This window comes from Pseudoalteromonas sp. 3J6 (genome assembly GCF_903995135.1).
Classification (GTDB): Bacteria; Pseudomonadota; Gammaproteobacteria; order Enterobacterales; family Alteromonadaceae; genus Pseudoalteromonas.
On record NZ_LR877185.1, the window covers coordinates 1,841,313 to 1,862,782 of the forward strand.

Below are 21,470 nucleotides of genomic sequence, written 5' to 3' on the forward strand. Positions count from 1 at the left end.
CGCTATTTTATTTATTTTGCTTCGTGCTCTAGTAACCATTGCTTACGCTCTAAGCCACCAGCATAACCAGTTAGCTTTTTATTTGCACCAATAATGCGGTGACACGGCACAATAATACTGATTGGGTTTTTTCCATTTGCAGCCCCCACCGCCCTCACTGCTTTAGGATTATTTAATTGTATGGCAATATCTTTATAGGTTGCCACTTTAGCAAACGGTACGCTTTGTAATGCCTGCCATACGCTTTGCTGAAATGGCGTACCGCCAGTATCAAGCTCTAAATCAAACTCAGTACGCGTATGAGCAAAGTACTCATTAAGCTGCGCCACACAAGATAAAACATGTGAATTAGTCACCTTATTTAAAGGCGTACTGATATAACTGGTCGGTGGATAAAACCCCACATAACTAATACCGTTTTCAGTTGCCTGAATAATAATATCGTCAATCGGGCTGGGTAAACTGGTTTGCACTATCATAATTGCTGCCAAAGTTGAAAAGTTAAGTAAGATCGAAATGGTGCACAGTTCGCAGATTCAAACGAGCTTGCTGCAGCTTGGGCTTTTTTAACCCCTAAATCGCCATCAAGTAAAATATCGGGTTGGCTTTGACCGCGCAGTTTTGCGTAATTAACCGTCCAAGGGCCAATTCCTTTTAAAGTAAGCCATTGGTCTGAATCATCTTCCTTGGGGTTAATAGCACAAAATTCAGCGAGATTATGCAGTGCATTTTTACGTGCCTGCGGCATTTTAAAAAAAGCAAAATCACTACCTGCCACTACTTCAGGTGTTGGAAAGTACACCTTTCCCTCTTGTTGCTCTGAAAGCTGTTGCACTAATTGAGTCACTAAATTATGCGCCGCAGTTACACTCACCTGCTGACCTAACACAGCGCGAATACCCGCTTCATAGGTTGACCAAATACCCGGTAACCTTAAGCCTTTAGTAAGTGGAAATGCATTATTAATGTGTTCGCTTAAATGCGCCTCAATTAAATAAGTATCTGCATCTAAATCAAGTACACGGCGAATGTTGTTAATAACTGGCTGTAAATATTGCGTATTATCTATATCAATTTGCACCCGAAAATGATGTTTATCTGCAATAAATTCAGCATTAAAGCGGCCTCTACACGATTTATAAGTAAAAGTACGCCCATAACTGGTTGGCGTTAACCACTCTATTGGCTCTATAAGTCGTTTTGCTAAAAACCCATGCAATGCTTGCCAGTTATATGGCGGACGAAAAGGCAAAGTTAAGGTGAGCCCAAGATCAGTTGAGTGCTTGGCGGTTCTGAGCGCTGAGGGCGCGATATTAAGTTGTTTTAAAAAAGCATCATTGAATCGTCGCACACTTTTAAAGCCGGAAGCAAACGCTATCTCGGTAAGCGGTAAGCTGGTTTCTTGAATCAATTTTTTTGCAAAATGGCATTGATTAAATAACCGATATTGAGTTACTGAAAGACCAAAATATTGAGAAAAAAGCCGCCTTAAATAGCGGCTGCTTATTCCTAAACGCGCAGCAAGAACTTCACAATCGCACTCGTGATATTGATCAATTAACTGCTTAGCACGCAATGCAGTGGTTTTTGCTCCCTGCCAAGCAGCACTACCTGGTGCGCTATCGGGCCTGCAACGAATACAAGGCCTAAACCCTGCTTGCGCAGCAGAGTGCGCAAACTGATAGTAGGTTACATTTTTTTCATGCGCAGTGGGCGCGGGGCAAATTGGCCGACAATAAATACCTGTGGTTTTTACCGCTACATAAAAAAGCCCATCAAAACGCGCATCGCGGCTCTGACGCGCTTTTTGCCAATGCTGATTAACCATAAATTGCTCTTATAAGTTATGTAGCGCTTAGCTTAACAAAAACTAGGTATATTACTGGCCATATTCGGCACTAGGGTCTGTTAACCTTTGCGGATTAAAATTTGTTCAAACTAGGGGCGGTTTAATCGCGGCGCGAGGTTTGTAACCTAGTGGGCTAAGTAAAAACCGAGCAAAGCTTCCGCGTCCTGCTCACGCCCCTTACCTACATCCATGTAGGCAACAAAGAGTAAATCGCCCCTAGGCAGAACCCGAAGGGCAGCGCCTGTTTGGCATTGATGCTGCGTTATCGCCTATTTATGGGGAATAACCACACCACTTAGGCGCTGCCTTGCCTAAATACCAAACAGACTGCTGCAAATTTAACCTTAAAAGGTCAACAGACCCTAATCTTTGTTTGCAAAATCAATCAATGCTTGGCCCGTTAAGCGATATATAATCCATTCATTCTGTGGCTCAGCGCCCATGCTATTGTAAAAATCAATCGCGGGTTTATTCCAATCAAGCACTACCCACTCAAAGCGGCCACAGTCTTTGCTTATTGCTCTGTTTGCCAGCTCTTTCATGATAGCTTTACCGGCACCATTTCCACGGCTATCTGGGCTAACATATAAATCTTCTAAATAGAGACCATTCTTACCTAACCAAGTAGAGTAGTTGTAAAAATACACCGCAAAACCAATTGGTTCATCATCTTGTAAACAAATTAAACTGTGCGCTGTTGCGCCGTCGCAAAACAGTGTATCTAAAATTGCTTGTTCATCTGTTTTAACTGCATCTGGCTCTTTTTCGTAAATGGCAAGCTCATTAATAAAATGCAGAATTGTTTTTGCATCACTTGGCTGTGCATCGCGAATTTCTATTGCTGTGTTCATTGTTATTAACCCTTCAAAACGACTTTTATGCCTATTAAATTTAAAATAAAAAGTGCCTAAATAATTATGATAACTTAAGCCATTAATACATTTATTTATACCCTAGCATATCGTTTTTATATTCAATACGTAACTATCACGGGCTTATTTAAATTTAGCCATTACGATATCTAAAAAACAAATTAAAACAGCGCTTTTATAAATGGTAAAAAGTTGTCATTATGGGTAAAAAGTAAAGCAATAAGGGAGTTTAACTAGAATGGGTCATGGTCACTCACATAGTCACGTTGATGATAACCAAAGTGATAAACAGCTCACCCTTGCCGTATTTATAAATGTTTTACTGACTGCAGTGCAAGTTGTTGGTGGCGTATTTTCTGGCAGCCTTTCATTAATTGCCGATGCATTACATAACCTAAGTGATGCGGCCTCTATTTTTATTGCCCTCGTTGCCCGAAAAATTGGCAATAAACAGGCTGATACAACCCATCATTTTGGCTACAAACGCGCAGAAATACTAGCAACCCTTTTTAATAGCACTACGTTAATAGTGATCGGGGGTTATTTAATTTTTGAAGCCATAAATAGTTATTTAAACCCCCAACCTATCAATGGCTGGATCATTGTATGGGTTGCCGCAGTGGCGCTACTCATTGATTTAGTCACTGCGTTATTAACCTTTAAAGCCGGCGCTAAAAACAACATGAATATAAAGGCGGCGTTTATTCATAATGTGTCTGATGCAATGGCATCAATAGTCGTTATTATTGCCGGTACTTTAATCATTTTATACCAGTGGTATGTAGTTGATCTAATAGCGACAATATTAATATCACTATACGTTATTTATCATGGCGTGCTATTACTGAAAGCCAGCTGCAGCATTTTAATGCAAGCAGCACCCATTGGTTTTGATCAGCAACTTATAAGCAAGAAATTACTGCAACAGTTTGCTATTACGCAAATAAAATCCATAAAAGCGTGGCAACTGGACGATACTACCACTCACTGTGAAATTGTGATGCAAACAGATACCCCTATTGAGCTTAATGCCATAAAACACTATTTACATGATGAATTTGCAATTGAACACTGCGTAATTGAGTGTTGTTCACCTTAGTTTGATTATACAAAGTACTTTGTAATTAAAACTGAACACATCTTTATTTTTATGACTTGTGCAACAAAACGCAGAAGGCCTGCTAACAATAATCAACTGCCGTTACGAGCATCTATTTTTAACGCAACGTTATATCTGACCCCCTATAGCTTGCAATAGCATGCATGCAAATAAAAACAATTATCATTAACCTTGCGTTTACTTTAAATTACTCTTAATATTGCGCCCATCATTAATACAACTAAAACCATTCAAACGAAGGACCCGCATGTTTAAAACATCTCTGAGCTTAATAGCATTAATAGTCAGTGGCGCCAGTATTGCAGACGAATCAACGATCCAAAGAAATTTAAATCAAACAGAAATGGAGCACGTTATTGTTTCGGGTAGTCGTGTTTTTGAAAGTATTGATGAGGTCCCTGCTTCCATAACTATTATTAGTCAAAAGCAAATAGAAGCGCATTTAAAAGTTAATCCAGAATTACAAAGCCTTTTAGCACAAATGGTTCCCGGTCTTGCTCCAGATACTGGAAGCTCAAGTAATTCAGGACAAACTTTACGCGGGCGTGCCCCACTGATCATGATTGATGGCGTGCCACAGTCAACGCCACTGCGTAACGGATCATTAGGGGTAAAAACCTTAGATCCAAGCGCAATAGGTCGAATAGAAGTCATAAAAGGAGCAACGTCAATTTATGGTAACGGCGCATCAGGCGGAATTATTAACTATATTACCAAGCAAGCACAAAGCGATGGCCAAACCAAAGGTGAAATAAGCTTATCGAGTCGTTTTAGTGCGGTAAAACTTGAAGAAAGCGCAGGCGCAAGGTTATCTGCAGCATTGAATGGTCGTGCAGATAAATTTAGCTACTTAGTAACTGCAAGCTATGAAGAAAACGGTGTACAACGCGATTCGCAAGGCGATGTTCTCGGTTTACAATATGGTTTATCTGATGCCGTTACACAAAATTACTTCACTAAGCTTGGCTATGACTTTGATGATGAAAAGCAACTCCAATTTAGTTATAACTACTTCAGTTCACAACAAAAAACCGACTTAGGCGATGTTGTTGGTGATATGAGCCTAGGAGAAAAAACCTACGCCATTCATGTGCCGTCAGAATTACAAAAGCAAGGTAAACCACAAGGGCCAGAAGGCAACGAAAATATAACCTTAAAATACACCGACTACGCACTGTTTGAAAACACACAAATGACGTTAGACCTCTATACGCAAGATATAGAAAATGTGTTTTTCTTCTCTCCAAACCTTGCCAATCCTGATGAGAATTATCAAGGTGGTCAATCAGTTATAAGTTCAGAAAAAAAAGGCGCCAGAGCAACTTTTAATACCCAGGTGGACTTTGACTCAGTTGAAGCGTCATTTATTTACGGAATTGATGCGTTAAATGATGTAACTGCACAACCGCTGGTTGATGGGCGTGTTTGGGTGCCAGAAATGGACATGAAAAGTGTCGCGGGCTTTTTACAAACTAAGTGGGTTATTGCTAATGACTTAATAATAAAGGCCGGTGTACGCAAAGAAAATATCGACCTTAGCGTAGATGATTATCGCACGCTTAAATTATGTAAAACGGCCACGCAATGCTCTGTGCCAATTAGCGTAAAAGGCGACACGGTTGATTACAATGCTACGACCTATAACGTGGGCATTAAATACAATCTAGATGAAAAATTCAGCCCCTTTTTAAACTACTCACAGGGATCTGATATATCAGATATTGGCCGCCTACTTCGCTCTGCCACAGTAAATGATATAGGCCTTATTCAAACTCAAGCTTCAATTATCGATAATTATGAAATTGGTTTTAATTCTCAATTTGATGCAGTTCGTTTAGAAGTCGCAGCATATCGAAGCACCTCTGAGCTTGGTACTACAAACAAATTTAATGAAGTAACCGGTGTTTATGAACCGGTTAGAGCACCTCAAGAAATTTGGGGTTATGAAGCCTTAGTAGACTACACCATAAGCCCATCTCTTAAATTACTGGCAACGTATAGTTATGTAGAAGGTAAAAATACTGAAGCAGATATATATTTAGGCTCTAAGCAAATCAGTCCACCAAAAGCCACAGCAAACCTTAACTGGCAGCCTACGGATACCCTGTCACTAACATTAAGTTACTTGTATGTGGGTGATAGAAAACGCTTTGAGCCTAATGATAATAGTAAATATGTTGGCGATCAGGGGCCTGTCGATAACTACACGGTTTTTAATTTAAGCGGTCAGTATCAGTTTGCAGACAACTGGAAAAGTTTTATCGGGGTAGAAAACTTATTTAACCAAGACTACTTCCCAGCCCGTGCACAATCTTACACCTATGGTGGATACAACATTAAAGGTTTAGGTACCACGGCCACAGTAGGTGTTACTTATCAATTTTAATCACTTACGCGTTCATACTTTTACGGTATGAACGCGCTTATACCCTCAACTAACTTGCTGATCTAAAATACAAATAACAACCTGTCCATTTATCAACCAGCAATGCAAACTTAAACGAGAATCAAACTCAATATTAACCATATGATTTATAAGTAAATTACTTGCAATTCTGTGCCTATATACTAGACTAGCCACAATTAGAATTTTTAGGATAAGCGCTATGAAAGGTAATCAAAAAGTAATCGACGCCTTCAATACATTGTTAGCTAACGAATTAGCTGCTATTGACCAGTATTTTATTCATTCTCGTATGTACGACGATTGGGGCCTAAACAAACTTTATGAGCGTCTTAACCATGAAATGGAAGAAGAAAAAGACCACGCTGACTGGCTAATTAAGCGTATTCTTTTTTTAGAAGGCGTACCAAACATGACTAAACGTCGTGATCTGTTAATTGGTGACGATGTAAAAAGCATGATGCAAAACGACTTAACCTTAGAACTTGAAGTGGTTGAGTGTGTTAAAGAGGTTATTGCTATCTGTGAACAACAGCAAGATTATCAATCTCGTGAAATTTTAGAAAAGCTATTATTTGATACCGAAGAAGATCACGTCTACTGGTTAGAGCAACAACTGGGTCTGATTGACAAAATTGGCACTCAAAACTATCACCAAGCTCAAATGGGCGAATAAGGACTTATATTATGAAAGGCGATAAAGACGTTATTGCAGCACTAAATAAAGTACTTGCTAATGAGCTTGTGGGTATTAACCAATACTTTTTACATGCACGCATGTTTAAAGATTTTGGTTTTAGTAAACTAGACAAAGCTGATTACAAAGTATCGATACAAAAGATGAAAAACGCCGACCGTTTAATTGAGCGTATTTTATTTTTAGAAGGCCTGCCGAACCTTCAAGATTTAGGACGTTTACGTATAGGCGAAAACAGCGAAGAAATGATTGCTGCTAACATGAGCTTTGAACTTGATACAGTAGACGAGCTACGTGCTGCGATTAAACTCGCTGAAAGTAAGAAAGATTACATTAGCCGTGAAGCGCTCGATAACATTTTAAATGAGCAAGAAGAGCAAATTGATTGGCTAGAAACACAGCAACTACTGATCAAAAACACTGGGCTTGAAAACTACTTACAATCGCAACTGTAAGTTAAAGTTATAAATACAAAAAAAGCAGCTAAGGCTGCTTTTTTTATGTTTAATTTTTACATGTTATACCAATTCGTTTAGGTAGGCCTATTTATGTAGATTACTATTAAGCCACTTGATCGGTTATATCTGCAATTTGAATCAGTTTACGATTGAGGATCTTTTTAGTACAACAACAACACTTACCGCATTGGCTGCCCACTTTAAGCTCTTTAGTTAGCTCGCGCATGGTAGTAGCACCATCGTCGATGGTTTGCTCAATTTTTTTATCGGTCACACCGTGACAAAGACAAACATACATGAATACAAACAACTCTCAATTTCATTTAGTGGGTTTATATTAATCTAAACGAAAATAGTTATCAATTGGTTTTTGATCAAAAATTAAATTTTTTGCATTTTTTTGGCCAACGCCACTTAAGTTGAGAATTCGCGGCAGCTTGATAATTGTTTGAATTTAAAGCAAGGTGTAGCACTCAGATTGAGATTTATTAACTAAAGTCTCGCCTTGAATTTAAGTAGGTTTAGGTAAATAGTTGAATGATTAAAATGAATTACATTAAGTCTGAAGAAGCCTTAATGTATAAATATAGAATTAATGCGTGAGCTATTTCCGGTTTATGCCATTTGCAGACAGTGGTAACGCCGTTTTAAGCGGTAAATTGCTGTTGGCTAAAATAAGTGAGGCACGAACAAAAAGCCAACTGTAATTTGTCCGACTTGAAAGCCCTTGTTATGTGTTCACTTTAAATTCCATTATGAACTTAGTTTCTTCAACACAGACAACTTGAAAACCATGAGATTCATAAAGTTTCACGAGGTGCTCTTCACAACGAAGATATATAGCTGGTATTTGTAACTCAATTGACTTTGATTTAGCAAATTCGATTAGTGCTGTTGATATACCTTTCCCTCGATGTTCTATAGGTACATAGATTCCATCTAGCCAATGGTTATAGCTAGGATAGTCAGAGTATTCGCGATATTTTAATTCTCCAGCTCCTGCTAATTCACCGTCAATATGAGCTACAAATGCGGTTCGGTTTGAAATTGAAGAAACCTTTTCGATAACATTTTCTAGCGTCGCTTCCGAATCCTTATGATCCCACTCATTAAAATACCAATTGGCGACAACCTCAATTTCACTCGGACAATCTACTAAATTTGAAATTTTCACAATACCTCGATGACACATAACGCTTGCAGTAAAATTTGTCCGTTGACTGCACTTGTTAGTTTTCTGTTACTGATACCAACTTACCGTCTATTGAAAGGCTACCGTCTCGAATCAAAACTTCACCCGACCAAATTGAACCATAAAACTTATTATCAAAGTACAGTTCTTTTTTGTACTTACCTACAACTTCAAGCTTATGTTGATTTGATTTGGTTCCAAATATAATAGTATGTCTCAACGGCGACGGTGATGATTTACCAACCGTAGATATTGGCATTAAACCGGGAGCATAAGGTACGATAATTTTAATTGTAAGCCCCGGATGAGTGACGTTATATGCAACCCAGTTATCGTTAATTCTTTTTCCAGTATCCGCACCAGTGACACCTAAAATACTAGCGCAGCCAGTAATGAGTAATACAATACTGACAATGACTAATTTACTTAAAATGTTCATCTACTCTCCATTGAAAACTAACGCCGCGCTCTGCGGAAATTTAGGAGCGCCAGCGAGTAAATTTTCCGTAGCAGCGTCTTGTTATATTTCACTTCCCTTTTGCTCGCGAAATTACTCCCATCATGGAGTGAGAAAATTGTCCAATTTCAGCTTTTTCATCAAGTTTATCTGAAACATACTTACCTGTAGTTGCAGCCGCACCAAGGGGAAGTAACGCACCTAAGAAAGGAGCTAAAACGGGAAACATAGTTACACCTAATGTACCACCAGCAATTAAAGCTGTGTATTTATGCTTTGCTTGATATTTATCATTAAATAATGAAACTTGCTTCTCATGTTTCGATATTGCTCTTTCAATATGGGAGCACACTTCAGCAGCAACATACCCTAAATCTTCGACCTTGGTATTAGGTAAGCTGTTAACTAAATCTCTTAACTCTCTTCTAAACTCAATATTTTCATCTGTCTTTCTCAATGCCACAAGTTGCGAGTCTTCAATATTAGCTAAATAATCAAGTCTTTTAGATGTAAGAGACTGTAAAATTGCTGATGTAGATGGGTCAAATGACGCAACTTCACCAGCAGATGCATTCTTCATATTTGCAATAAGCTGGTAATAATGCGCCTGCGCATTAACACACAGAAATGGATGACTCCTAAGTTCATCTGCATTTTCTAGTAAATGATAATTTGGCATAATACGTTCAAAGATCGCATTAGTTACAACACTTGCATCACCATTCGAAAATAACTCATTACACCAATCTTCTGACCTCCACTGCCTCATTTCAGCTTTATAATTTTCTAATTCTACTTTCACAGACTCCCCTGGCTCAGAACCTGGTGAAACAAAAAGTCTTGCCTCTTCTATCTTTTGAAAGTATTGGTCGGGGTGATTTGTAGCGAACTCCATTATATCTTGCGGGCGCGCTATACCTGAATCGACATAATGTGAAAACACATCGGTGATAAGTTGAACACTATTTTCTTGCGTTTGCTGATCGTGTTCTTCAAGTGATTTTTCAAAGCTTGGAAAAACAATAAATGGCGGTAGATCAAACTCGTCACCTTTAATGTCAGACAAATGCAATATGAAAAAAGCCATTTGAAGGGGTATGACATGATTAAACTTTTCTTCATCACGTTTTTTTTCTAACCACGGCATGACAGGGTCTGGAATTAAAACTGTATCGGAATAGAGAAGTGATTTACGTGTAGCATTTAACTGTGTTTGTAAAAAGCGACTACTCCCTCCCAAGTTCAATTTACATGCATCTAATTTCTTGGCTGCACTAAAAGCTTTACCACCTTCTTCTGAATATAATTTCTTAAGATTTTTTTCGAGACTTGAAAAGGCCATCATAGACTTTTCAGCTCTTTTAGGGTTCTCTCTTAAAACAGATGCCATTCCTTGAATTGAGTCAGAGAAGCTCTCCAATGGAGAAAAATCACGTGGCAAACAGCCTGTAACGCAGAGGAAAAACTCCGTTAATATCTCAAAATACCTATCTTGATAAATAATTAAATCGTGTAATTCCTGCTGACTCACTTAAAGACTCCATTTGAAATATAACGCTTACATAAGCGGAAAATTATAGTTGGCTAAAATTTTGAGGAACGAAAAACAGCCAACTGTAAATTTTCCGTTTAATGTTCTTGTTAGGTTTCATTCTCGCCTTGGACCTCAGGCATTTCCTCTTTAGCTTCTTGAATTAAATAACCAACTAAAATAACTAATTCAAATACAGAAAAGGTAAATATCAGGGTAGAGAAATTAAAAGTTATAAAATCAAAAAGTACCGTATGAGGGAGTAAATATGCAGTCCCTGTTACGATTAAACCAATTATTATTAAAGTGAATACACTTTTGAATGTTTTTAAATGTAATGAGGTTGCTATTCTACGCACAAACAATAAACCAAGCTTATTAAATTCATCCTCTAACCTGAGAATATATCTATAAAAACATTCAGGATCTTGCTTATTAATTACAACAAGTTGTTCTTGTAGTAAATCTAAGGCGTCAAGCTTTGAATTAATAAAAATAGCATCATCCCATTCAGCATGATTGCTTTCTAATAATGGATAAATAACCTGTTCTTTGTACTGCCTTATTTCAATTTGTTCTGTGTGTTTATATTTATCAAGAAATTCACCTAACATATCTCTTATAGCCACTACTTGATTATTATATGAATCCCTTAATCCTTTTATATAATTCGTAAAAAGTGCGATGGAGAGAACAGCACATAACGTAAATATTAAAGTAGAATTCTTTAAAGCCGTTAAAATGTCACTTCTTAATATTTCTTCATTATTAAGTAAATATATAATATTTAATGATATTACGATTAAGCTAATACTTAATATTCGAAACCAAGACTTGCGAAGTAATATCATTTGAAACCTAACAATTTAATAGTGCGCTCATCGCGCATATTTCTGCCGACTTAACGCTCATTTATCTACTTTATATAGTTTTAACAAATTACCTAAGGCATTACTATCACTAAGTTTTCTAAATTTTTTAGGTAAAGTTAAATGAACCAATATGCGGGCAGCGCTCATTTTCATGAATATATGCGCAAAGAGCAGTTTAACCAATCAATTAACGACGATATTCAGCCAATCTCGATGACCGATTATCGCTCATACCCGAATTCTTTTGTAGCGAGCTAAGCTTAAACTCCATAAACACCGGAGTACAACTAAGCGTTTGGTATTGGTTTCTAAAAAGTATGTTAATCCGCGCTACTTAGTTCTCATAAAATTATAATGGAGCTGTATCAATATTGATTTGATAAGGCTTACTGACAAAGTCAGCCATTTTTATACACTCCTTAACTGCAAATCCTCGTCCTTTGTAGCTTGCGAAAGCAACATGAGTATTATCAGTTAACACTGCATATAATCTATAGTTATGTGTGTAGCCTTTTCTTGGTATAGCTTTAAAACCTTTAATATCTGATAATTGATAAACACGTTTAAAAATAGTATATAAACTACTCGACTTTAATTCCAAGGTTTGTTTCGCGAGATCAAAACGACATACATAGCCACCAAACGAGCCACTCCAACCTAGCCAGCATATAAACCCAGATACCCATATCGGTAATGATTTTGCTTCATCAGAATTAAACACATTAATTAGCCCGATAAATAAAAAGAAACCACACAACAAAACTAGCAATAATCTAGTTAACCTTGGTTGTCGATAAATAGCTAGCTCACTAGATAGTTCTTTAAAATACATTACAGCACTCCGTATTTAACTAAGCCGGCAATGGCTGTAAAAACAAAAAATGGCAGGGATAATTTTATTAGCGATTTGCGATCCCATATTTCAATGAAAACAAGATCCTCTCTATTAAAATCTACATCTTCCAGATGAGAGTTTGAATTAGCTTTTGTGCTATCATGAGCAATTTGTGGTGAAATATCTAATTCGCTTTGAGCAAACCTTATCGGCGTTTTATTTGGCCAATCCGATATGGTTTCAGCAGTAATAATATTATATTTTTTATATAAAAACGAAATGAACATCTTAGCATCTGTATACTGTTTAAATTCATATAACTGATCAACAAACTTAATTTGATAAGGGCCTTGCGCGCCTATACTACTTAATTCAAATGATAGTGTATCAAACGATGTAATAACTTTACTTCTTTGAAAGTAACCCCATAATGCGGTTTTTAAATTAAGCTGTTTTTCTGTCCCGTTAAACTCTAAGCGGCTCTTTCGACCAAAAAGCAATATAGATATACTTAAAAAGAAGCTTGCAGAAATCGCGAAGAAAATACTTTCCCCTCCTTCGCTTGTTACTGTCATCACAATGCTGGTAATTCCAGGAATAAGCATAATAAACGCAAAAATTTTGCTTGTCATTTCGCGTCTTGAGGGCATTGTTGTATTACCACTTTGATCTGTTTTGAGAACTTTTTTTACAAGCTTGGATAGATTGTTATATTCCATTACTTCAACCTTAAAAAGTTAATTATTACCTTATTTACATTAACATAAAGTAGCTAAGTAAATCTTATCTCACGCTACTCATATTATTCCTTATATAGGAGCCAAATTGCTATTTCCAATACAATAGTTAGTTCAAGTCAGGGAAATCTTAAATGTATTTGATATGAAAGAATGACCGTCCGGTTGTCGCTAACAGCCGAAGTTCGGCTCAGTGCCAATTTCAATCATGCAGTATACCTTCCCTCTGCCTCAAAACGCTCTAGAGTAAATACTTTATAGGTCCCTTTGAGCTAATTTATACGTTCACTCATTTTAGAAAGACAATAATTTTGTGCCACAATGTAATCGCTAAGCTAAAAGCTTATTACCATCATGGGTAGTTAACTATCCCTAACGGATGAGTGTCATAGGATAGTTATTAAATCCGCTATATGCTTATTTAGTTGCTGTTGTTGGTAACTTTGTTGAGAAAAACCCAGCCAGTGCAATAAATACAAACGATATCGCTAAACAAGCCGCTAACCCATATAGCTGAAAAATCCAGCCTGACAATACTGTACCAATCAAACGCCCCATCGCATTAGCCATATAGTAAAAGCCAACATCGAGAGAAACACCGTCGGCATCTGCCATGCTAACAATCAAATAACTGTGCAGCGATGAATTAATGGCGAACAGTACACCAAACAACATTAAACCAGCGATGAGTACTGTTTTTACTTGCCAATTAAAATACAGGGATAAGGCTATACCTAATGTAACCAGTGCCAGTAAACTCGCCCATTTGGTTGTTTCTGTAGCAGGCGAAAACCCTTCTTTGAGGTTCATTACCTTAGGTGCGATAGATTGTACGAAACCGTAACCAATCACCCATAGTGCCAAGAAGCCGCCTACAGTCCAATGATCCCAATTAAAGGCTTGCGACAAAAATACGGGCAGTGCAACCACAAACCAGACATCACGGGCACCAAACAAGAATAGTCGTGCAGCCGACAAGAGGTTAATTGAACGACTTTTTGAGAATATATCGGTGAACTTAGGTTTGCTCTTCGCTTTTCCTAAATCACTTTTTAAAGCGTAAAGGCTGTAACACCATACAAGTGCCAATACACCTGCCATCAGCAAAACTGCACCTTTAAACGAAAATAAGGTTAACAGTAAACCACCCAAGAAAAAGCCAACGCCTTTTAAAGCATTTTTGGATCCTGTTAATATAGCTACCCATTTAAAAAGCGTGCCTTCTTGCCCATCGGTAACCAACGACTTGATAGCACTTTTAGCACTCATTTTATTTAAGTCTTTGGCAATACCAGAAAGCGCTTGGGCAATCATCACATATACAACTGTTAACCATTCAGAGGGAACAGCTAGCATGAGCAAGGCAACAATTTGAATAGCCAAACCAATGTTCATGGTTTTATTTAGCCCTAGACGAGCACCTAAGAAGCCGCCAATCAAGTTGGTTACAACGCCAAAGATTTCATAAAACAAAAACAGCATAGCAATACTAAGCGGGCTATAACCTAACGCATGGAAATGAAGCACTACTAACATACGTAGTGCGCCATCCGTTAAGGTAAATGCCCAATAGTTGCCTGTGACCACGAGGTATTGTTTAATATCGTCTGATAATGATGCCAAGCGCTTCATAGTGTCACATTACCCTTTTATTGATAGACCAACTTTACGAGTAAGCTCAGCTGTTCTATTCGCGTATCCCCACTCGTTGTCATACCATGTATACAGCTTCACCTGAGTAGTGTTAACGACCATTGTTGATAGCGCATCGATAATGCTTGAACGCGGGTCAGTTTTATAATCAATTGACACTAGCGGCTTTTCTTCATAGCCCAAAATACCTTTTAACTCGCCTTCAGCCGCTTCTTTCAGCCAAGCGTTAATTTCAGCTTCAGTTGTTGGACGCTCAACTTCAAATACACAATCAGTTATTGATGCATTTGCCAGTGGTACACGAACGGCGTGACCATTTAATTTGCCTTTTAATTCAGGGAAAATATGGGTAATAGCCGTTGCTGAGCCTGTAGTGGTTGGAATAAGACTCATGCCACAGGCACGCGCTCTACGCAAATCTTTATGCGGTGCATCTAAAATGGTTTGAGTATTAGTTATATCGTGGATGGTCGTCATTGAACCATGTTTGATACCGATTTTATCCTGTAATACTTTTATCACTGGTGCTAAGCAATTTGTGGTGCAAGACGCTGCTGTAACAATAGCATGTTGTTCAGCATTATAAAGGTGGTCGTTAACCCCCATCACCACATTGAGTACGCCTTCTTCTTTCACTGGTGCAGTGACCACTACTTTCTTAACACCCTGATCTAAGTAGGCTTGCAGTAGAACGGTTTTTTTCATTTTACCTGATGCTTCAATGACGACATCACATTCAGACCAATCCGTATCGTTAATTGCTTGATTTTGAGTGACCCGAATAGCTTGACCGTTGATTATCACATTATTGTCATCATTAGATACATCCTGTGACCAAGTGCCATGCACTGAATCGTACTTTAATAGGTGTGCCAGTGTTTCTGCGTTGCCAGCAGGATCGTTGATTTGCACAAACTCAATATTTTGCCAACCAAAGGCTGCTCTAAGCGTTAATCGGCCCATGCGGCCAAAACCGTTAATACCAATTTTAATTGTCATAGTTAAACTCCTACTTTTTGATATTCATTAAAAAATGAAAGTTGCACAGGATTAGAAAGCGCCTTAGGGCGTACTTTCTGTACTTGGTTAATAATGCTTGTCTTGTTGTAACCTAACTCATACATCAGTATTCCAATCACTAAGCCCGTGCGACCTGAACCGCCTTTACAGTGCACAGCTATCGTGCCCTGACTACGCAAAATAGCTAACACGTCATTAAGGTAAGATCTGAACGCCGTTGCAAAGTCATCATTAGGCGCATCATCATCTAAAATAGGTAACTGAAACCATTTTATGCCTTGTTCGTTACAAACTTGAGGTAGTGTTTCGGCCTCGTTTTTCTTTATTTCTGCGTCATACATCAGAGTGACAATCGCTTGTGCTCCCGCATCTTTGAGTTGCCTTACCGATGCTGTTAAATCAACCTCTTTCGTTCCTGGGCATGGCGTAAATATAAAACTAGCGCCATTATCAAGTGTTAGTTTGTCATAAGGGTGAGTTTGCATAAGAGTCCTCTTAATTATTCGTTAAACCAATGTTTTGTTCTGTTTACAATCGCGACGAGAGATAGCATCACAGGCACCTCTACAAGTACGCCAACCACGGTTGCTAGCGCTGCACCTGAATGCAAGCCAAAAAGAGAAATTGCTACAGCTACAGCCAACTCAAAGAAATTTGATGTACCAATTAAGCACGATGGAGCTGCAATGTTATGTTTAAGCTTGATTTTTAGCGCAATAAAATAGGCAATGATGAAAATGCCATACGTTTGAATAACCAGCGGAATCGCGATTAGCAAAATATTGAGTGGTTGGTCTAAAATAGTGTTAGCTTGAAAGCCAAACAACAGCATAACTGTGGCTAATAAACCAATGACAGAAAATGGTTTTAACTTTTCTAACAAGGCTGTGATAGTTGCTTCATCACGACCTGAGGCATTTAAATGCTTTCTGGTCAATATCCCTGCAATTAAAGGCAATAGCACATACAACACAACCGAGGTAAACAAAGTTCCCCATGGCACATGAATATCCGATACCCCCAGCAGTAATCCTGCAAGTGGGGCGAAAGCAAAAATCATGATAATGTCGTTAACCGACACTTGAACTAACGTATAGTTTGCATCGCCTTTAGTAAGTTGTGACCAGACAAATACCATTGCCGTACATGGCGCTACGCCAAGTAAAATCATTCCTGCGATATATTCTTGTGCAGTTTCTGGTGAAACAAAATCGGCAAACAATCCTTCAAAGAAAAGCCAACCCAATGCAGCCATAGAAAATGGTTTGATAAGCCAGTTAATCACTAAAGTTAACACAAGTCCCTGTGGATTTTTACCCACTTCTTTAATTGTTGAGAAATCTATTTGTACCATCATGGGGTAGATCATTACCCAAATGAAGATGGCAACGACGATGTTAACATGCGTCACTTCGAGCTCTGCGATTGCTTCAAAAAGCGGCGGATAAATAACCCCCAATGAGACACCTGTAGCAATAGATATCGCGACCCAAAAAGATAAATAGCGTTCAAAAAATCCCATAATGATCCTCCCTAGTTACAGCAGCTTGCTACACGCGTGGGACGATCACCCATCGCATTTAATCTAGCTAGCTCTTGTTCAATGAAAGTGGGATCATTCACTACCGTTGATGTAATAGTTTGCTTCATCCACTCTGGTAGTGTTGGATTGATCGAATAAAAAACCCATTGCTGGTGTTTTCTATCGGATAAAATGCCCGTTTTTCTGAGTTGTGCTAAGTGACGAGAAACTTTAGGTTGACTCTCTTCACTCAGAGCAGTCATCAGCTCACAAACACATGCTTCACCTTCAACAGCAATAATTAATAGACTTTTCAAACGAATATCATCAGCTAGCGCTTTGTAAAAAGTAGTTGGTGTGATTGGCGCTGGTTTTTGCTTTTCTTTTGTTAGCAAAAACATTTTAAGCCGTTCATTTAGCTCTTGTAGTGTTTTTTCAAACGGGTTGGCTTCTTTGCGGGAACGAGGCTCAGGAAAATCCCATGCAAGGCAATTAGTGCCATTAACTCGACTATCGCATTCTTTGGCCGCTTTATCACACAGGGTAATAACAAAATCAAAATGGATATTGCTAACTTCATCAAGGTGTTTTGAGCGTAAACCATCGGTACGCAACCCAAAGTGTTCAATAGCTGATAGCGTTCGGCTGTCCACATTATTTGGCTCAGTACCGGCGCTGTAAACCTCATACTCACCTTTACCATGATGTTTTAACAACGCCTCGGCCATGATAGATCTAGCCGAGTTTTCAGTGCACAAAAATAGAATTTTCATAACCACTCGCATAACAAATTTGTTATATAATAAATTTGTTATGCGAGTGGTGCAATAGTCATCGTTGAAAAAGAAATAAATAGGAATATTGTTTGAACGATACTGTCAGTCTTTACTCAATCATTTATTTTCATCACAGTTTAATGAACGCCTTTTTTAGAGTTAGTTTTCCATTATTAAATTGATGCTTAGAAACTCTGTTGGGTGGCGTCTTCGGCTTAACCAACCTACCTTTTGACGTAGGTCGAATAAGTGGCGAAGCCATGCGTTCCACAATCAACTTGGCAATGAGAGTCCGCGAAAAATACTAGAATACGAAACACCTGCGGAACGATTTAAGCTGTATGTTGCATAGAATGGTTGAACTCACAGCGCTAAGCGGAACTTCAATCAAAACATAAGAATTATTAAACCTAAATATTTTATTGTAAAAATTCAGTAAAATTTTTTATTCATATTATACTTTTTTATTATTGCTGTAATTTTGGATAACTATGTTAAACAATTATTCTGTGCGTACCCGTTTAGCCGTGCTTGCATTGCTGCCAATTATGATTTTTTTAATTACATCGTTTTTTTCAATAAACACAATGGGAAGGTTAGTAGCAGGGATTGATAGTTTATACGACGACCGTGTCGTACCACTTAAGCAAATTAAGCATGTGTCAGATAATTACGCCGTAAATATTGTTGATTTACTTCACAAGTATCGTGCTGACTCTATTACCAAGTCAGAACTCTTAGTAAATATTAATGATGCTAGAAATACGGCTGATAATGAATGGAAAGCTTACTTGAGCACAAAGCTAACAGTTGAAGAAAAGCGCTTGGTAGATAACGTTGAAAAGAAACTAAAGCCTGTGCTTATGCATTTGAATAATTTAATTGTAAGCATTAATAATGGTGAGTTTTTATCACTACCACAAAATAAATTTGTTTATGAGCTTTACCAACTCTTTGATCCGCTTAGTGCCAGTTACCAGGCTTTAATTGATTTACAACTTAAAGAAGCGAGTGACTTTAGAGTCAAAGCTGATGAAAATTATAAATTAATAAAGTTAATAATGAGTGCCACGATCGCAATATTAATTTTACTATTACTGATTGTTGCCTACTTTATTTACTGCTCGATACAAAATCCATTAATGTCATTACGCGATACCATAACGAATATTGCAACCAATGCCGATTTAACAGCTCGTGCTAAGGTTCAGGGTAAAGACGAAATTGCAGATACCGCATCTAACTTTAATGATATGTTACTTCGGATCCAAGATTTAGTAAAAGATATGGCAGGAGCAACACTAACACTTGCTTCAGCAGCTGAAGAAATGAACTCAATTAGTATTCAAGTAGCCAGTACAGCAACCCAGCAAGAGCAACAATCAGCTATGATTGCAACTGCAATTACCCAAATGAGTAGTGCAATAGAACAAGTTGCTCAAAACGCGCAAATAACCTCTGATAAAGCCACAAGTGCTGACATAAAAGCAGGCCAAGGTCAGCAAGCTGTTGCTGATAATATCGAGTCAATAAATACGCTTTCAACTTTGGTTAATACAAATACGCAGCTTATTGCAGACCTAAATACTCAAACCAATGATATAAACCAAGTTGTGATGATGATTCAAGGTGTGGCTGAGCAAACAAACTTGTTAGCTTTAAATGCAGCCATTGAAGCAGCAAGAGCTGGAGACTCTGGTCGTGGATTTGCCGTTGTAGCCGATGAAGTAAGGCAACTTGCCCACAACACTCAAAAAGCAACCGCTAGCATTAATGAAATGATCACAAAACTACAAGGTATGGCTCAGCAAGCAGTTAGTGCTATGAGTAACGCTGAAAGCAGTGCTAAAGAAAGTGTTGACCATGCTAATTATTCTTCACAGGTGCTCAGCGAAATTAACCAAGAAGTCACCGAAATTGCAGATATGAACACTCAAATATCAACCGCAACTCAGGAGCAAAAAATGGTCGCAAATGAGCTAAGCAGCAATATTAATGAATTTAGTTCTAGTATTACTTCGGTTAGCGAAAGCTCGCAACAAAATGCTCAAGCATCGCAAGAGCTCGCACAGCTTGCGGCAATGCTACAAGGAAAAGTCAATGTATTTAAAGTTTAGGTGCTTTAATTTTGAGGCATATTAGCGGTTATACTTTAAATAAAAACCTTATATGCCATCATTTAAATGATTAAATGATGGCATATTGGTTATTTTAAGCGCAAGTTTGATTAGACAATATAGTTATCCAATCACTGGGGTTTGAAAGTATAAACTGATATGAGCTGCCATCTTGCGTGAAAACCTCTATCGCATCAGCTGTTATTGGCACAAGGCCTGCGCCCTTGCCTTTACATTCAACCACTTTTAAAATTGTTTCGCGGGCAATTGTGTATTGTTCTAACCCCAATTTTTCATTAAAAGGTTCAAAATTTAAGTCGGTTTGCGTGATCCAAAACTTTCCGTCCGCTTTCATAACTCCATTTTGAATGGTTGCCATTGTTGATTTAACGATTGTTCCTTGCATATTTTAATCCCTTCACATGTATATAATTTCAAATTGCTCAACTTCCATCTGTTTATTATTACAGCTGACTTGATAGCTCAAAGCAAGTTTATTTGTGCACTAACACCACAAAGAGACCTATTAAATTTAAAAGTTACCCGCATATATTTACCTGCTTTAAACTTTGTGGAATAATCGCCCTCCTCTTAGGGGAGTAGCCCGCTCAGTAATGAGTAAACTTATCAACATAATTGCACCTTAAGTGCATGGTAAGTTTGTAATGTTGTAGCAAGCGTTATCGGCGAGACCTAGGTAGACACTATCCTCATGGCGGGAGATAGCTGTTTGCCTTGGTTTAATATTCCCGCCTGAAGATTATATTAATGGATATTTTTTTAACCTCTACCGTCACTGTTGCCCTTGCCGAAATTGGCGATAAAACTCAACTTCTATCGCTATTACTTGCGGCACGTTTTCATAATAAAATAGCGCTTATTTTAGGCATTCTCGCTGCTACTATTATTAATCATGGTTTATCTGCCTGGTTTGGTGATTGGCTGAGCGGAAACTTTGCCGTCGAATACTTACCTTGGGTAGTCAATATAAGCTTTATTGTTGTTGGCTTATGGCTGCTTATTCCCGATAAAGACGAAGACGTTAGCCACAACTACGATCGTTATGGGGCATTTTTAGTGGCTTTAATTTTATTTTTTATCGCTGAAATTGGCGACAAAACTCAAATAGCGACTGTATTATTGGGTGCACAATATCAATCCGTTTTGTGGGTAACAATTGGTACAACTCTTGGTATGCTGATCGCAAATGTACCTGTTATTTATGCTGGTAAGGCGTTACTAAAAAGAATTCCATTAAATACAGTAAGAGCTATTGCCGCCACCGTATTTGTATTATTAGGTGTTTATGGCTTAATAACCATGGTGTGATTAAGTAACCTACAACAAAAAACCGCTTA

23 protein-coding genes and 1 riboswitch are annotated in these 21,470 nt (G+C 38.1%); of the genes, 7 read left to right on the forward strand and 16 right to left on the reverse strand.

What is annotated here, in order from left to right; genetic code table 11:
- Nucleotides 1-11 precede the first annotated feature (11 nt).
- From P3J6_RS08480 to P3J6_RS08490, 3 genes are all read right to left on the reverse strand, one after another.
- A complete protein-coding gene (locus P3J6_RS08480; protein ID WP_138626956.1) occupies nucleotides 12-479 on the reverse strand; it encodes a methylated-DNA--[protein]-cysteine S-methyltransferase in 468 nt (155 codons plus the stop codon).
- Entirely contained in the window at nucleotides 476-1,828 is a 1,353-nt protein-coding gene (locus P3J6_RS08485; RefSeq protein ID WP_198522724.1) for a DNA-3-methyladenine glycosylase 2 family protein, read from the reverse strand. The genes P3J6_RS08480 and P3J6_RS08485 overlap by 4 nt, the downstream gene beginning before the upstream one ends.
- 383 nt (nucleotides 1,829-2,211) lie before the next feature.
- Entirely contained in the window at nucleotides 2,212-2,700 is a 489-nt protein-coding gene (locus P3J6_RS08490) for a GNAT family N-acetyltransferase (RefSeq protein WP_010389137.1), read from the reverse strand.
- A gap of 259 nt (nucleotides 2,701-2,959) precedes the next feature.
- On the opposite strand from P3J6_RS08490, the gene P3J6_RS08495 reads away from it, so the two are divergent.
- From P3J6_RS08495 to bfr (P3J6_RS08510), 4 genes are all read left to right on the forward strand, one after another.
- Nucleotides 2,960-3,820, forward strand: a complete 861-nt coding sequence (locus P3J6_RS08495) for a cation diffusion facilitator family transporter (RefSeq protein ID WP_054201286.1) — start codon at nucleotides 2,960-2,962, stop codon at nucleotides 3,818-3,820.
- Between the two features lie 268 nt (nucleotides 3,821-4,088).
- Nucleotides 4,089-6,227, forward strand: a complete 2,139-nt coding sequence (locus tag P3J6_RS08500; protein WP_198522725.1) for a TonB-dependent receptor — start codon at nucleotides 4,089-4,091, stop codon at nucleotides 6,225-6,227.
- A gap of 220 nt (nucleotides 6,228-6,447) precedes the next feature.
- Nucleotides 6,448-6,921 (forward strand): bacterioferritin, encoded by a 474-nt coding sequence (gene bfr, locus P3J6_RS08505; RefSeq protein WP_013463107.1) that lies wholly within the window; start codon nucleotides 6,448-6,450, stop codon nucleotides 6,919-6,921.
- An 11-nt stretch (nucleotides 6,922-6,932) separates the two neighbouring features.
- A complete protein-coding gene (gene bfr, locus P3J6_RS08510; protein WP_008112262.1) occupies nucleotides 6,933-7,397 on the forward strand; it encodes a bacterioferritin in 465 nt (154 codons plus the stop codon).
- Between the two features lie 106 nt (nucleotides 7,398-7,503).
- On the opposite strand, the gene P3J6_RS08515 is transcribed toward bfr (P3J6_RS08510), so the two are convergent.
- The 5 genes from P3J6_RS08515 to P3J6_RS08535 form a co-directional block, all read right to left on the reverse strand.
- Entirely contained in the window at nucleotides 7,504-7,698 is a 195-nt protein-coding gene (locus P3J6_RS08515) for a (2Fe-2S)-binding protein (RefSeq protein WP_010389142.1), read from the reverse strand.
- 432 nt (nucleotides 7,699-8,130) lie between these two features.
- On the reverse strand, nucleotides 8,131-8,574 hold the full coding sequence (locus tag P3J6_RS08520; protein ID WP_198522726.1) for a GNAT family N-acetyltransferase: 444 nt from the start codon (nucleotides 8,572-8,574) through the stop codon (nucleotides 8,131-8,133).
- A gap of 55 nt (nucleotides 8,575-8,629) precedes the next feature.
- The gene (locus P3J6_RS08525; RefSeq protein ID WP_198522727.1) at nucleotides 8,630-9,031 is read right to left on the reverse strand and encodes a hypothetical protein; all 402 of its coding nucleotides are present in this window, start codon (nucleotides 9,029-9,031) and stop codon (nucleotides 8,630-8,632) included.
- Between the two features lie 88 nt (nucleotides 9,032-9,119).
- Entirely contained in the window at nucleotides 9,120-10,580 is a 1,461-nt protein-coding gene (locus P3J6_RS08530; RefSeq protein WP_198522728.1) for a hypothetical protein, read from the reverse strand.
- 110 nt (nucleotides 10,581-10,690) lie between these two features.
- Nucleotides 10,691-11,431 carry a hypothetical protein gene (locus P3J6_RS08535; protein ID WP_198522729.1) on the reverse strand — a complete coding sequence of 247 codons (741 nt, stop codon included), beginning with the start codon at nucleotides 11,429-11,431 and terminating at the stop codon, nucleotides 10,691-10,693.
- Between the two features lie 141 nt (nucleotides 11,432-11,572).
- On the opposite strand from P3J6_RS08535, the gene P3J6_RS08540 reads away from it, so the two are divergent.
- Complete coding sequence (locus tag P3J6_RS08540) at nucleotides 11,573-11,710, forward strand: hypothetical protein (protein WP_198522730.1); 138 nt, start codon at nucleotides 11,573-11,575, stop codon at nucleotides 11,708-11,710.
- Between the two features lie 91 nt (nucleotides 11,711-11,801).
- Here the strand turns inward: P3J6_RS08540 and P3J6_RS08545 are convergent, their stop codons facing one another.
- The 7 genes from P3J6_RS08545 to P3J6_RS08575 form a co-directional block, all read right to left on the reverse strand.
- Entirely contained in the window at nucleotides 11,802-12,284 is a 483-nt protein-coding gene (locus P3J6_RS08545) for a hypothetical protein (protein ID WP_198522731.1), read from the reverse strand.
- Nucleotides 12,284-13,006, reverse strand: coding sequence for a hypothetical protein (locus tag P3J6_RS08550; RefSeq protein ID WP_198522732.1), 723 nt, complete (start codon nucleotides 13,004-13,006; stop codon nucleotides 12,284-12,286). Before P3J6_RS08550 ends, P3J6_RS08545 begins: the two co-directional genes overlap by 1 nt.
- 435 nt (nucleotides 13,007-13,441) lie before the next feature.
- Nucleotides 13,442-14,656 carry an organoarsenical effux MFS transporter ArsJ gene (arsJ, locus tag P3J6_RS08555; protein WP_198522733.1) on the reverse strand — a complete coding sequence of 405 codons (1,215 nt, stop codon included), beginning with the start codon at nucleotides 14,654-14,656 and terminating at the stop codon, nucleotides 13,442-13,444.
- A 9-nt stretch (nucleotides 14,657-14,665) separates the two neighbouring features.
- Nucleotides 14,666-15,676 carry an ArsJ-associated glyceraldehyde-3-phosphate dehydrogenase gene (locus tag P3J6_RS08560; protein WP_198522734.1) on the reverse strand — a complete coding sequence of 337 codons (1,011 nt, stop codon included), beginning with the start codon at nucleotides 15,674-15,676 and terminating at the stop codon, nucleotides 14,666-14,668.
- 2 nt (nucleotides 15,677-15,678) lie between these two features.
- Nucleotides 15,679-16,182, reverse strand: a complete 504-nt coding sequence (locus P3J6_RS08565) for a phosphatase domain-containing putative toxin (RefSeq protein WP_198522735.1) — start codon at nucleotides 16,180-16,182, stop codon at nucleotides 15,679-15,681.
- A 14-nt stretch (nucleotides 16,183-16,196) separates the two neighbouring features.
- The gene (gene arsB / locus P3J6_RS08570) at nucleotides 16,197-17,219 is read right to left on the reverse strand and encodes an ACR3 family arsenite efflux transporter (protein ID WP_138606778.1); all 1,023 of its coding nucleotides are present in this window, start codon (nucleotides 17,217-17,219) and stop codon (nucleotides 16,197-16,199) included.
- 11 nt (nucleotides 17,220-17,230) lie between these two features.
- A complete protein-coding gene (locus P3J6_RS08575) occupies nucleotides 17,231-17,992 on the reverse strand; it encodes a metalloregulator ArsR/SmtB family transcription factor (RefSeq protein WP_198522736.1) in 762 nt (253 codons plus the stop codon).
- Nucleotides 17,993-18,486: 494 nt separating this feature from the next.
- Between P3J6_RS08575 and P3J6_RS08580 the strand changes: the two genes are divergently transcribed.
- A complete protein-coding gene (locus tag P3J6_RS08580) occupies nucleotides 18,487-20,112 on the forward strand; it encodes a methyl-accepting chemotaxis protein (protein ID WP_198522737.1) in 1,626 nt (541 codons plus the stop codon).
- 94 nt (nucleotides 20,113-20,206) lie between these two features.
- Here the strand turns inward: P3J6_RS08580 and P3J6_RS08585 are convergent, their stop codons facing one another.
- Nucleotides 20,207-20,518, reverse strand: coding sequence for a hypothetical protein (locus tag P3J6_RS08585; RefSeq protein ID WP_198522738.1), 312 nt, complete (start codon nucleotides 20,516-20,518; stop codon nucleotides 20,207-20,209).
- Nucleotides 20,519-20,694: 176 nt separating this feature from the next.
- Nucleotides 20,695-20,797: riboswitch (yybP-ykoY riboswitch) on the forward strand.
- Between the two features lie 83 nt (nucleotides 20,798-20,880).
- Between P3J6_RS08585 and P3J6_RS08590 the strand changes: the two genes are divergently transcribed.
- Nucleotides 20,881-21,441, forward strand: coding sequence for a TMEM165/GDT1 family protein (locus P3J6_RS08590; RefSeq protein ID WP_198522739.1), 561 nt, complete (start codon nucleotides 20,881-20,883; stop codon nucleotides 21,439-21,441).
- Nucleotides 21,442-21,470: the final 29 nt, after the last annotated feature.